Genomic DNA, 12,914 nt, shown 5'->3' on the forward strand with positions numbered 1-12,914 from the left:
CAGGAAGGACACAATTAACTCGAATACCATCGGATGCAAGATGTAGTGGAAAGCCTTTGTTTAATGTGTCCATTGAAGATCTAAAAGCAGTATTTAGTGGACTAAAATACATAGCTTATGAGTAGCATATTTTCTTATCCGTACAATCATTGATCTCCATCAATTTCTTTATACCTTCATTCGTTATTAATATAATCATCAACTACATATAACATCAAACCGTTAACAAAACATATTAATCTTAAAAACCTAAGCACTATATGACAACAAAACATTTTATATTTTAAGGTATTATAGGAACCCATTGGTTTTATTATTTATAACAAAACAATATATTATCCCAGTGTCATTCACTCAGTTATTTTCTACACTGATAAATACTTAGCTTACTCACCAGACAATTCCTGTTAGATATTAACTGCTGTACTGGATGACGAGTGACTTAATAAACCTATGAAAGGGATATAGTAATGAAAAAGTCATATATAACACTCTTAATAGCAGCAAGCTTATTCGCTACTTCGTCTTCGATAGCTAAACCATCATCGCTGACCCCATTAGCCGATATTATTCCAACAGGATGTTCAACGGTTCAAATTTCTCCATTTGGAACCAGCCTACTTGGTCGTTGGGGTTGGGAAAATGGAACAGCTCAAACCCAATTTGGGGGCGACGCTGTCTACATGGTAAGTGCTTCTACTGATGGAGAGAATTGGTTCGATTTTGAAGTTGAATTTGAAGTTGTAAAGTATGAACCTGATACACTGGCTGAAGACTATTCTGGCCAATTTGTATACAGATGTTCAACCGCGCAAACAGAGGAGTCAGGAACTTGTAACGGTGCAGTACTTGGCCTACGCCCTGCTATTATTAGTTCTGCTGCGGAATACTTGCAAGTAGATCCTGTTGCTTTTGGAAGAAATATCACTGCAACATTACATGGGGTAGAGATTAAAGCCATGAATCCAGGAACTGATGTAAAAAGACAAAATTATCCTAAGACAGACATATGTAGTGACATTTAAATATCGAAAACGCCATATCTGTGAGAGACAGGTGTAGACAATAACAATGCCAACAATCTATACGAACTAGTTTGTTGGCAATATTCACTGATCTATCCAGCGATAACCATTCATAGCTTCATATCCCACAACGATAATGATGTAGATGCTTCCATCGAGCTTACAAGGAAGTCCCCGCAGCGCGTCACAGAAGTATCTACACATACGTCGTTCATTCACATCCATGTGATCACGACATTTGTATATCCCTATACAGAATCTCGCTGGAGGCGATAGATAACAATGAAGGTACGGTCTTCAAACATACTGTCTAACACTCAAAAGCCAAATAAAAATGCCACCAGCCTTCATTCTAAGGCTGGCCAACTTCTGTTACACTTGCGCCCAGATAAATACCAGCGCTAGGCAACTACCCATGGGCGACTCCTTGAACTCGAGCCAAACTGATTCAACCCCAAAAGACTTACTCTCAATAACAGACGTAAAAGCCGAAACCACGCCTCAAAAGCGGGCACTAAGCTACGCCAATACCATATACGTGCTGTTTCATCAGGTTATGGATAAGCAGCAACCTGCCGATCGTATTGTAAGTGAGTATTTCAGGGTCAATAAGAAGCATGGCTCTAAAGACAGGCGCGTGATCCGTGAGAGTCTGTTTGCCCTGTTCCGTTGGTGGGGCTGGTTAAACAAGTTGAGCGACGCTCAGTCGAGTCAAGCCTGGTTCTCTATGCTCACCGCAACAGCAACCATAGAGTCACACGCCTGGCATGACATCATTCAAGCCTGGGGCGAGTTTTCCGGTAACGACTTTTCTGGCTCTAACTATAACCAGGATGCTCCGTCGACTGCATCCCCTTGCGTGAGTAGCAAGTGCGAATGGATGAATACGCAATTTGCTCCACTTAAATTCGATACCGATGAACTGGTGCCAGGGTGGTTCTGGCAGGTTTGCCCTATCGAGGATGCAGCGCAGCGATTGGCCATGGTCGAATCCCTGTCATCGCGTCCGCCTATCTGGAGCCGCGCCCAGAATATCGATACCGACACCGCTATTGAACAGCTGAATAGGGTTGATGTTCCGGCGACAGGCTGTGACTATTTCAGTGACACCATCAACTTAGGCCATAAGAGTATCAATCTTAATGGTTTATCTTTGTATAAAGAAGGCAAGCTGGAGATCCAGGATCTTGGCTCTCAGGTGATTGGTCATATCTGTGCCCCCAAAGAGAGTGACTTGTGGTGGGACACCTGCAGTGGCGCCGGAGGCAAAAGCTTACAACTCAGATCTCTTATGCTTAAGCAGAGCTCTCACTCCGGTGGCAGTATCATAGCTTCCGATATTCGCCGAAAGCCATTGGAGGAGTTAGCCAAGCGAGCTAAGCGCGCCGGCTTTAAGGGGATATCTGTTTCGCCCTGGAAATCCGATGAGCTACCTGTACCCCATGCCCATTTCGATGGTGTGCTGGTCGATGCGCCCTGTAGCTGCACCGGCACCTGGCGTCGAAACCCGGATATGCGCTGGATAGATGGTGTGGAAGCGGTTCAGGATAAGCCGGGGCTACAACTCGATATTCTGCGAAGAAGCAGTCAGGCCGTTAAAAGTGGCGGCACGTTAGTCTATGCCACCTGCTCACTCTCCCCTCTCGAGAATGAAGAGGTGGTTAATGCCTTTCTGGCCGAGCAGAATGATTTCACCTTAGAGTCGAACACTCACCCCTTCACCGGTAAAAAGACAGAGATGCTAACCGTATTTCCCTTCGAAGCCGATACCGATGGGATGTTTGTGGCGCGAATGAGACGAAACTAAACGCCCTTTGCTAAAGCAACAGGTGAAAATAGAAAAGGCGGCCTAGGGTCGCCTTTTCTTTAGGGGCTGGCGCCCTTGCCTCTCCCGCTCTTTCCCACTCTAAGACCTGATGCACTCACTCCTCAGCTACGTCTCCTGCCATCTTTCTTGTACTATCTTGTCATCTGTTTGCCATTGTTTTGCCATCGACTTGTCATATGTTGTTTTTATACTCACCTCTACAGATACGGTATATCAAGTTTACAGCACGCGAAAAAGAGAGTGGGACATGAGATTAGCCGCAGCTTTAATTGGAGAGTAATATGACAAACTTCTATGAAAATGGTGAATCGCACTGGGAAAGTGAAGATGAAACGAGCCAGGGTAAACAAAGAAATAAGCACAGACGCAGGCAAGAGTCAGTTCAGAAGCGCCTGTACTTCGAAGGGCTCGAAGGCGAACATCAAGAGCTGAAGTGGCAATAACCTTAGTTAAGCAAGGAAAGTTCGCGGCTAATGCCCAAGTACTGCCATTAAAATTGAAGCTGAACTTGCTACTGAACCCACAGTTCATTGATGCTACACCACAGAGTCCATTGCCACCGTTCTGCTTTGACTATGCTTGAGTCGACGTTTCTCCGTCTTACGAATGTACATATTCATATCTGCGGTTCTCAACCACTCACTGGCATCTTTCGCATCCTGATTTAAGGCATAACCATAGCTGAGCCCGGTATCTTTGCCCCCCTCTTTTTCGATAGTGATTGAGAGTTCATCTAACCGGGCTTCAATGGCGGGAGTCTGCTCGACCGATATCAGAATAACAAAGTTATCCCCTCCTATACGAAACAAGCTAGTGCTTTCAAACCCATCACAGATCGCTTTCAACTGTTCAGCCGCATACAGCAATAAACAATCCCCCTCTTGATGTCCAAGCTGGTGATTGACCTGCTTGAGGCCATCGAGGTCTAATAAAAACAGATGTTGAGTTTGTTTCGCATCTTTGCCAAGTAAGGTCTCAGACTGCATAAACTCATCGAACGCATGACGATTCGGTAACCGGGTCAGCTGGTCCTGACGCACTTGTTCCCAGGCTTCTCCTAATGTTTCTATGTAAGTTTGACGCTCTTCGGAGAGTAACTTTATCTTACTTGCCAGCGCCAATGACAAAAGCAGGGCATCGACAGTGCCGCCCACTAAGGTAGCCAACTCGGCGTATTCAAAAAAATCCGGAGTTAGCCCCAGATTACCGGGCAAAATAATCACCGCCGGGAGCAGCAAGCAGGTAAAGGCAAAAATAAAATAACGGGCAGGGGAAAAACCTTTGAGCAGACAAACATTACCACAGGTAATGGCAAGCGCTATCCAGAGCATGATTAGTACTGAGGCGATGAGCGCCGTGTGAGAGACCAGAAATATACTGGTAGGCAAGGCTATCACACAGGTCCAAAGCAACACTTTACTTAAATACCATAGCTTAGGTGAATATTCAGGTAGCTGAAGAAAGTGCTTATAAAATAGGATATTAAAAATCGGCAATCCGATAAAAAACAGATGGTGAAGCTCTAAGTTATGAAAGCTCACCAAGTGAGCCGGTATATGAAAAGTTAAGCCCCAAGCGACAAAGTAGGTCAATACATATAAGCCATAATAGAGAAAGGCCCGGTCTAAAATCGAGGTGTAAATTAATAAGTTATATAGAGCAATAAACAAGAGGCCGCCGAGGCACAAGATCACCGCCATCGCCTCCAGATCTGAATTCCTCCTATGTTCACCGTATGCTTTTAACTCCACCTTAGGAATCGAAGAGAAGTAGCGACTCTCCATTCGAACAATTAACCAGTACTCAACACCATAATTCAATTCAACTTTGCGACCATAATCGAACAGGAATTCATAGGGTGCATCGTAGCCAGTGCGTGCCTTTTGGTAACTATCATCATCTCCGATAACGTAGTAATCCAGTGATTCCACAATTGAATTTCTAACATTGACCACCCACTCAGGCTCGGTTTCATACATCAAAACAGGCATGGCTAACCAATAGCTTCCACCCGTTAGACTGATCTTGTCAGCTTTTTCGAGTGATGACATCCAGCCCACCACATCGCTGTGCTCAGAGGGAGCTTTTTCATGGACAGAGGCGCGAAACAGAAACGATTGATCCAGAGGGGGAGCCGCAAAGGAGGCGAAGCTGAACCCTATAAGGCTCAAGCACAGAAATAATGAAGCGCATGCTCTATGGAACATTTGCGATTAGCCTCCATATTTTTTGCCAAATAGTCGTTGCTTTTCCGGATCACCAAAGATTATAAAACATATAGCAACAACAAGATCGATCAATTCTATTAACACGAGTAAGGGTTTGCAACTTAATCAGGAAGATTTACTGAGTTTCAAATATGAGTGAGGAAATAGAGATGCCGAAACAGCCGAAGGGCAGGAAGGATAGAGGTGTTATCGCCCCTTTATTGACGCGATAACACAGTAAAAAACCGAGCGTTCTTATAGATAATCTTACCCGGCAGTAAGCTTAGAAGCTCGCCTGTCCACCTATATAGAAGCCACTATCAAATGTTGAATTAGAGGCATTGTCATACTGAAAACGAATATTTCTATAGCCTGCAAATAATGCCAGGTTCGGATTGAGTTTGAACTGAACCTTACTGTCTAATTCGTACTGTCCATCGACACTACCAAATGAGAGTACCGTCGGCGCGTAATAACCTGAAGCATGAAATGATACATTAGAGCCTAAGTCCATTGCATAACGACCACCAATTCCCACGACACTGCCATTTGCACTGTGTTTTGCCCAGACATAGGAATACTTAGCTCCTATTTCAAAATGATGTATGCCTGCATCGTGCTCTATGTGCATGGCAGTGGATGCAAGGTGGCCGCCATCATTAGAGTAGATATAACCCACAGAGGCATTAGAGTGCTTATTAAGATCGAAGATAAGATCGGTGGAGATCACATTATCATTCAGGCCAACACTTAAATCACTGGCATGGGCGGTAATGGCAACACTGGATAGAAGGAGCGCGCAACCCCACATTTTAAGTTTCATATAAATCTCATTTTTTCGTTTTCACAATAATATCAAAAACGTCCCAACCAAAGAATATCCCTTTGTTTTAAAAAGATAAATAAAGTCAAATGCAAACAAAAAAACAAATAAATCGTCACATCTGGATTAAGGTGGCAACATTCAATCAATAGCCAGACATCATGTAACAAGCTGTATCCTGGCAATCTACTATGCAAATTGGCACATTAAATTGCACACAACTAAGTTGCGCAAAATTAATTATACTGTTATATTCAATAAAACAGATGAGGAATAACAGGTAGGGAAAAACAAATGACGACATCTATTTATGATTTTTCGGTCAAGGATATTCAGGGAGAAGCTGTCTCGCTTTCTCAATTCAAAGGTAAGGTATTGCTCATCGTTAATACCGCCAGCGCTTGTGGTTTCACTCCTCAGTACAAAGGCCTGCAGGCGCTCTACGAAAAGTATGGGCCTGAGAATTTTGTCGTACTGGGTTTTCCCTGCAATCAATTCGGTGCACAGGAAAGCGGTAGTGAAGATCAAATTCAATCTTTTTGTGAACTTAACTTCGGGGTCAGTTTCCCCTTATTTGAAAAAATCGAGGTCAATGGTGAAGAGGCGCACCCACTTTATCAGTATCTAAAATCAACGGCTAAAGGTGTATTAGGCAGTGAAGGGATAAAATGGAATTTTACTAAATTCTTAGTCGATGCAGATGGAAAGGTTCTCGAACGATACGCCTCGACGACTAAACCCGATTCGATAGAAAAAAGAATAATTAGTTTATTAAATTAAACAATGAGATAAATAAAATCATGCAATAAAGCAAAAAAAAACATGATTACTTTTTGAACTTTTACGTCCCCGGAGCATCAAATTATATGAACAGCGAAATGCTTTTTCTTGTTCATCATTCTCCCGGGACTTCTAGCGCGGTCCCCTTGATCTTTCGAGATCATCAGGCAGCCAGATGGTTGCCCTTTTTTTGCCTGCAACATTTGTCTGCAACAAGAGCACGCCGAAGAATATTGATCGATTAAAAAAATTTTTTAACTATTTCTTACCTGATTTGAACTTTTCCCCATAGTGACACTCTGAATATATGTAGCGAGTTTAGTGTTACGTGTTTATGTTTTCATCATGGTTCATCACCTCCCATTAGGGCCTCAACTGAGTGCCCGCAGGAAGAGTTAAGCAGACTGCTAGCGCTAATTGCTTATCGTTTCCAGATACTGATTCTTATTAAGAATGTTATGGCATCCCACCTCGATAGAGAAAATAGATGCCATTTTTTTTGCCTGTTTGAAACCGTGGTTAGCACAGGTACAGGTCAAGGAGTTCGACGTAAGAACCGGATAGCTCTCACAGATGGCCGTCACTGCGGCTCATTTAACTGAGCCTGGTTATGACGACCTTTTTCTCATGATGAAGTAAACTTTAAACTTTTATCCAGCTGAACCACGATAGATGGGTGATAACCCTTTCTGGCCTTCGCATAAATCTCTTTAATCTCTGTATCGTAACCCGCCACCTGAAGTTCGGAAAACAAGGGTCTGACAAACTTACCCCGCCCGATACGAATTAAGTATTGGGTCAACGCTGGGAGGACAGGATCATAATGGTTTCGAATCGCCACCCGGAACCAATCACAGGCTATTTCAGCATTAGTCGATGCAGTTAACTTGAAGCAGTCATCCAGCTCCATCAACTGGGCCTGCTGTAACACTTCCGGCAAGTTATTCAGGAAATATTGCCAATGATGTACTCGCCAACTCCGGGTCTCTAATGATTCGGCCCTAGCCCCTTTCAGCCACATTGAAAGTGCAGCATCGACCTTATCAAGGCTGTCCGATTCCGGCGGTGAAAACCACGAAGGCATGCCACAGCCATAGATCCACTCCAACAATTCAGTCTCTGTGATTTTATCGGCATGTTGGATCAATAATGTCTCTTTGGCGTATTCAACAAACACTTCGGTCGTTATCGCCTGAAATGCAAAATGTTGAACATAGCGATAGAGAAACTTGTCGAATGCTTCTCTACCTAGCCGTTTCTCGAGATCGTGAACAAACATGGAAGCTTTATCATAGGTAAAACGATTAAAGGCATCATTAGGATCTTGAGTCTGCACATTCGCGGGGAGGTTTTGCGCGTCAAATTCTGCTGTCGCCAACTCCTCTTTTAAACGGCCATATTCTATGACAACTTCAAGCTCCGCCTGCTCTTTACCAAACACCGCCTCGACTATCCGGTTTGTGAAGTAAGTTGTAAAACCTTCATTCAGCCAGAGATCTCGCCAGGTGGCGTTGCTGACTAAATTTCCCGTCCACGAGTGAGCTAATTCATGGGCAACGGTGGAAACTAAACTCTTATCGCCCGCAATTAAGGTCGGGGTAATGAACGCCAGGCGTGGGTTCTCCATGCCGCCAAAGGGGAAGCTGGGAGGAAGGACTATCATGTCATACCGGCCCCAGGGATATGGGCCGAGCAAGGATTCGGCAATTTCAACCATCTGCTCGGTGTCTTCAAACTCTTTTACTGCCGCGGCCAGCACTTCCGGTTCGGCATAAACACCGGTTCTCTCGCCTATTTGTCCAAAGGCAAGTTCCCCCACTGCTATAGCTAACAGGTGAGTCGGCATCGCTTTCTCCATAGAGAAGCTAAACAGTCCATTTAAACCCGCATCGGCATCATTCATCGCACTCATAACAGCGCGCATACCAACCGGTACTGTGACACTGGCCTCGAAAGTTATTCGGGCCTTAGGGGTATCTTGCAGTGGGATCCAACTTCTTGCATTCACCGGCTGAGACTGGCTAAACAAAAAAGGGAGTTTCTTGCCGCTGGTTTGCTCCGGCGTCAGCCATTGTAAACCCTGTGCATCGGGGGAAGTCACGTAGTGAACTTTAACTCTGTCGGTCGCCGACTTTAATGAAATATTAAGTCTTTGTCCTAAGACTGAGTCCTCTCTATCTATGTTAAAGGCTAACAGCTCTTCATTATCATCCACAACCTTGATAATCGATAGCTCGCGCAGATCCAACCAAAGTTCACGACAAGAACTATCGACATATTCCAGGTCGAGTTCGGCAACCCCCGATAACTGCTTAGAGTGAAAATCGACATCGAGTGTGAGTGCAAGGTGGCGAACTCTGACTTCATCTACGTTGGCGAATGAATGATAGTCATGATTGTTATCCCATCGATTTGACACAGGTTTTCCTTTTAAAATCTGTAAGTAAGAGTTATTTGAGTTCTGAAGATATCCCCAAATGATCTCGACATTCAGAATTCAGCATGTCGAGAAGAGGCTTAAGTATAGTAACCATCACATACTTGCTTGTCATGGTAATTGACATAAATAGACTAAGATGAAACACTTGATGGATATTGTATGCAATGCGTTTTTTAAGGAAATATTTAGTGAATAGATCTCATTTACTCCCCATCACCGGCATATTATGTTTGTGCTCATCTATGGTCCAGAGTCAGGAAGTAACCCCATTACCTGATGTGCTTACACAGAACCATGCATGTAGCGACACCATAGTGATCCGCTCGCAAGCACTGACTAAAACTCAGATAGAGCAAGCCTGTGAATTAATGAGTAAGCAGGAGGTTAAGTTTCATCAACTGTTTGGCACGCAAGGAAAGCCGGTCAATCATGATAACAATGTGAGCATGCGAGCGAATGTCTACCACTCCAGTGACGACTACAAACGCTATGTTACGGCCCACTTCGATGTGCCAAGTGACAATGGCGGCATGTTCCTGGAGGGGTTACCGCACAAGGCAGACAATCAGGCTGAATTTGTTGCCTATGAAAAAAAGGGACAGATCTGGAACCTGGCCCATGAATATGTGCACTATTTAGATGGTCACTTTAACTTATATGGTGATTTTTGTGCGTCACTGCATGACTCCCATAGCGCCCCCGAATACTGCCCTAAGCCTGCGCCTCTACTTCCTCATTTAGTCTGGTGGAGTGAAGGGTTAGGCGAATACATCTCTCATGGAGATGATAATGCACCGGCCATCGCCATAGCTAAACGCCCCTCCAACGAAGGAAAAACTTATCAGCTGAGTGAGCTGTTTAATACCAGCTATGAAAAAAATGGTGGCGGTGAGCGTGTCTATCGATGGGGCTATCTCGCAGTACGCTTTATGATGGAGCAACATAAAGATAAGATCGATACCATGCTTTCTTTTACCCGTAGCGGCGACTATCCAAGATATCAGGCACTGGTCAACGAGTGGGGAACCAGCATGGATGATGAGTTCCGGCGCTGGTTAAAGACATTAAGTTAAGCGCAATATTTCAAGAGTTTTAATAAAGATAAGGAAAAAATACAAAAAAGAGATAAAAGATTGAACCAATCAGAAAGTGGTCTGTCTTATTTTATGAATCCGTTACATTGCATCATTTTTTGTTTTGTTACTTTTCATCATCATCTCCCTTGGTAACCCGATTGGGTTATCTAAAGAAGACTCAGGCATTGCTAGCGCTTAGTCAGACTCTTCTTTTTAAGTTTATCGAACTTTTTATGGCAACCCGATAAGGGTTGCCATTTTTTTTTCCCGCGACTCTCATTACGCTCTTCTCGTTACCCGTTTCTCGTCCCCTCTTCTAATGAATAGTGCAGCACTAATACCAATCGGTATAAACGCCTTTCAAAGAGAGTAAGCCCGGTATATAAACAATTTTGAACTTTTTTAGTTATTTTTAACTATTTTTTACTATTCGAATGAACTTTTTAAGATCGCAGCACTCTGACTATATGAACCGAATTTATGGCTTCGATGGTTAGCTCTACTAAATTATCTAATTATCGACTGTCGCTTTTTCACTGTTCATCATCATCTCCCTTGGTAACCTGTTTGGGTTATCTAAAGAAGACTCAGACATTGCTAGCGCTCAGTCAGACTCCTCTTTTTAAGTTATCGAACTTTTTATGGCAACCCGATAAGGGTTGCCATTTTTTTTGCCTGCTTTTTATCTCCGGCCCTACTCGATTAATGATGCATCACTGATTCACCGCCTCAACTCTCACTAACGGCCTCCTCCCTCTCACATACCGCCTTTTCGGGAGATCAGAACCACCAAGAGGTAGAAAAACGTGAGTTTTTAAATATTTTAATTATTTTGAATCAGCAAATGAACTTTTTAGGATTGACGCACTCTGAGTATATGAACCGAATTTATGGCTTCTGTTGTTATCACTCTTAAGTTACCGACTGTCGCTTTTCACTGTTCATCATCATCATCTCCCTTGGTAACCTGTTTGGGTTATCTAAAGAAGACTCAGACATTGCTAGCGCTCAGTCAGACTCCTCTTTTTAAGTTATCGAACTTTTTATGGCAACCCGATAAGGGTTGCCATTTTTTTTGCCTGCTTTTTATCTCCGGCCCTACTCGATTAATGATGCATCACTGATTCACCGCCTCAACTCTCACTAACGGCCTCCTCCCTCTCACATACCGCCTTTTCGGGAGATCAGAACCACCAAGAGGTAGAAAAACGTGAGTTTTTAAATATTTTAATTATTTTGAATCAGCAAATGAACTTTTTAGGGTTGACGCACTCTGAGTATATGAACCGAATTTATGGCTTCTGTTGTTATCACTCTTAAGTTACCGACTGTCGCTTTTTCACTGTTCATCATCATCTCCACTTTTTGGTAGTTTCTAGCGCAACTGCCCACCTTATTCCAAATATTGGAACTTATAACGACCTTAACCTGGTCGTTTTTTTTTGCCTGAAATTTGAAATCGAAGAAAAATAACGAGTTGAGAGTTGAGAGTTGAGAGTTGAGAAAAGTATTCGCGGCTAAAGCCACTCCTACAAGGATGCTGAATGACGAAAACATAGTGGTTTTTAAACAAAAAAGGCCTCTACTGAGGCCTTTCATTCGCACTGTGTTAAATCAAATGGGTGCGTAAGTATAGAGCGATGACTTAGAGCTTTTAAAGACGGATACCCGCTTTCTCTAAATCTTTAGCCGTTACACTGCGAGGCAGTGGAACATAGCCATCTTTCTCAACAATCTGCTGACCCTGCTTTGACAGAGCAAACTTGAGGAACTCACGATCCATCGGCGCTAAATCTTTGTTTGGATGCTTATTTACATAAACATAGAGGTAACGTGACAGCGGATAAGTGCCGCTTGCAGCATTCGCAGCCGTTGCCTCTATGAACTTAGTGCCTTTCTTAGAGATAGCTACCGCTTTAACGCCAGCCGTCTTATAACCTATGCCTGAGTAACCGATAGCGTTTAGCGATTGCGAGACCGACTGAACAACAGATGCGGAACCTGGCTGCTCATTCACATTGGCCTTGAAGTCACCTTTACAGAGTGCTTTCTTCTTAAAGTAACCATAGGTACCAGACACTGAGTTACGACCATAAAGCTGCACATCTCTGGCAGACCAGCCCCCCTCTAACCCAAGGTCCCCCCAACGCTTAACGTCGTTGCCGCCACACTTATGAGTCGCAGAGAAGATACCATCTATCTGCTCAATGCTTAACCCTTTGATAGGGTTGTCTTTATGAACAAATACGGCAAGGGCATCGATAGCCACACGAATAGCCGTTGGCTGATAGCCGTAATGCTTCTCGAACGATTCAATTTCATTTGGCTTCATCTTACGACTCATAGGGCCGAATTGAGATGTTCCTTCTGTCAATGCCGGTGGCGCTGTAGAGGAACCTGCCGCTTGAATTTGAATGTTCACGTTAGGGTACATCTCTTTAAACTCTTCAGCCCAAAGTGTCATCATGTTTGCCAGAGTATCTGAACCGACCGATGAAAGGTTACCCGATACGCCACTCGACTTTTCATAAACAGGTAGCGACTGATCGATCGCAGCCATAGATGCTGCAGAAAATACACTAGCGGCTGTAAAACTAACCGCGCTGACAAGCTGTTTCAGTTTCATTCTTTGCTCCAGTATTAAGCGAACTTGCTAGATGTTGACTTACTAAGTGTCGACTTGCTAGATGTTGACTAGCGAGTTAAGTTGCAGCCAGTATCAGTTCCAATGATGA

Annotated in this window: 9 protein-coding genes; 5 read left to right on the plus strand and 4 right to left on the minus strand. The window is 43.7% G+C overall.

Annotated elements, in window-relative coordinates:
• The first annotated feature begins 470 nt into the window (after positions 1-470).
• The 3 genes from EKG39_RS10415 (at position 471) to EKG39_RS23385 (ending at position 3,296) form a co-directional block, all read left to right on the plus strand.
• Positions 471-1,025 (plus strand): hypothetical protein, encoded by a 555-nt coding sequence (locus EKG39_RS10415; protein ID WP_126505677.1) that lies wholly within the window; start codon positions 471-473, stop codon positions 1,023-1,025.
• 415 nt (positions 1,026-1,440) lie between these two features.
• Positions 1,441-2,832 carry an RsmB/NOP family class I SAM-dependent RNA methyltransferase gene (locus EKG39_RS10420; protein WP_126505678.1) on the plus strand — a complete coding sequence of 464 codons (1,392 nt, stop codon included), beginning with the start codon at positions 1,441-1,443 and terminating at the stop codon, positions 2,830-2,832.
• A gap of 302 nt (positions 2,833-3,134) precedes the next feature.
• Complete coding sequence (locus EKG39_RS23385) at positions 3,135-3,296, plus strand: hypothetical protein (RefSeq protein ID WP_185817567.1); 162 nt, start codon at positions 3,135-3,137, stop codon at positions 3,294-3,296.
• Positions 3,297-3,389: 93 nt separating this feature from the next.
• On the opposite strand, the gene EKG39_RS10425 is transcribed toward EKG39_RS23385, so the two are convergent.
• Together EKG39_RS10425 and EKG39_RS10430 are read right to left on the minus strand one after the other, a co-directional pair.
• Positions 3,390-5,060 carry a GGDEF domain-containing protein gene (locus EKG39_RS10425; RefSeq protein WP_246028470.1) on the minus strand — a complete coding sequence of 557 codons (1,671 nt, stop codon included), beginning with the start codon at positions 5,058-5,060 and terminating at the stop codon, positions 3,390-3,392.
• 283 nt (positions 5,061-5,343) lie between these two features.
• Positions 5,344-5,883, minus strand: a complete 540-nt coding sequence (locus tag EKG39_RS10430; protein WP_126505679.1) for a YfaZ family outer membrane protein — start codon at positions 5,881-5,883, stop codon at positions 5,344-5,346.
• A 294-nt stretch (positions 5,884-6,177) separates the two neighbouring features.
• Here EKG39_RS10430 and EKG39_RS10435 point away from each other — a divergent pair, with 294 nt between their 5' ends.
• Positions 6,178-6,663, plus strand: coding sequence for a glutathione peroxidase (locus tag EKG39_RS10435; RefSeq protein WP_126505680.1), 486 nt, complete (start codon positions 6,178-6,180; stop codon positions 6,661-6,663).
• A gap of 625 nt (positions 6,664-7,288) precedes the next feature.
• Here the strand turns inward: EKG39_RS10435 and EKG39_RS10440 are convergent.
• Complete coding sequence (locus EKG39_RS10440; protein ID WP_126505681.1) at positions 7,289-9,082, minus strand: M1 family metallopeptidase; 1,794 nt, start codon at positions 9,080-9,082, stop codon at positions 7,289-7,291.
• Between the two features lie 209 nt (positions 9,083-9,291).
• Between EKG39_RS10440 and EKG39_RS10445 the strand changes: the two genes are divergently transcribed.
• Positions 9,292-10,176, plus strand: coding sequence for a collagenase (locus EKG39_RS10445; protein WP_126505682.1), 885 nt, complete (start codon positions 9,292-9,294; stop codon positions 10,174-10,176).
• A 1,657-nt stretch (positions 10,177-11,833) separates the two neighbouring features.
• Here EKG39_RS10445 and EKG39_RS10450 read toward each other — a convergent pair.
• Positions 11,834-12,805, minus strand: a complete 972-nt coding sequence (locus tag EKG39_RS10450; RefSeq protein WP_126505683.1) for a PstS family phosphate ABC transporter substrate-binding protein — start codon at positions 12,803-12,805, stop codon at positions 11,834-11,836.
• Positions 12,806-12,914: the final 109 nt, after the last annotated feature.

The sequence above is a fragment of the Shewanella atlantica genome, assembly GCF_003966265.1.
In the GTDB taxonomy this organism is placed as follows: Bacteria; Pseudomonadota; Gammaproteobacteria; order Enterobacterales; family Shewanellaceae; genus Shewanella; species Shewanella atlantica.

What these genes read in the sequence shown, in the direction of transcription:
- EKG39_RS23385 (WP_185817567.1), top strand. Translation starts at nt 3,135, where the DNA reads ATGACAAACTTCTATGAAAATGGTGAATCGCACTGGGAAAGTGAAGAT.
- EKG39_RS10435 (WP_126505680.1), top strand. Translation starts at nt 6,178, where the DNA reads ATGACGACATCTATTTATGATTTTTCGGTCAAGGATATTCAGGGAGAA.
- EKG39_RS10450 (WP_126505683.1), bottom strand. Translation starts at nt 12,805, where the DNA reads ATGAAACTGAAACAGCTTGTCAGCGCGGTTAGTTTTACAGCCGCTAGT.
- EKG39_RS10420 (WP_126505678.1), top strand. Translation starts at nt 1,441, where the DNA reads ATGGGCGACTCCTTGAACTCGAGCCAAACTGATTCAACCCCAAAAGAC.
- EKG39_RS10415 (WP_126505677.1), top strand. Translation starts at nt 471, where the DNA reads ATGAAAAAGTCATATATAACACTCTTAATAGCAGCAAGCTTATTCGCT.
- EKG39_RS10425 (WP_246028470.1), bottom strand. Translation starts at nt 5,060, where the DNA reads ATGTTCCATAGAGCATGCGCTTCATTATTTCTGTGCTTGAGCCTTATA.
- EKG39_RS10430 (WP_126505679.1), bottom strand. Translation starts at nt 5,883, where the DNA reads ATGAAACTTAAAATGTGGGGTTGCGCGCTCCTTCTATCCAGTGTTGCC.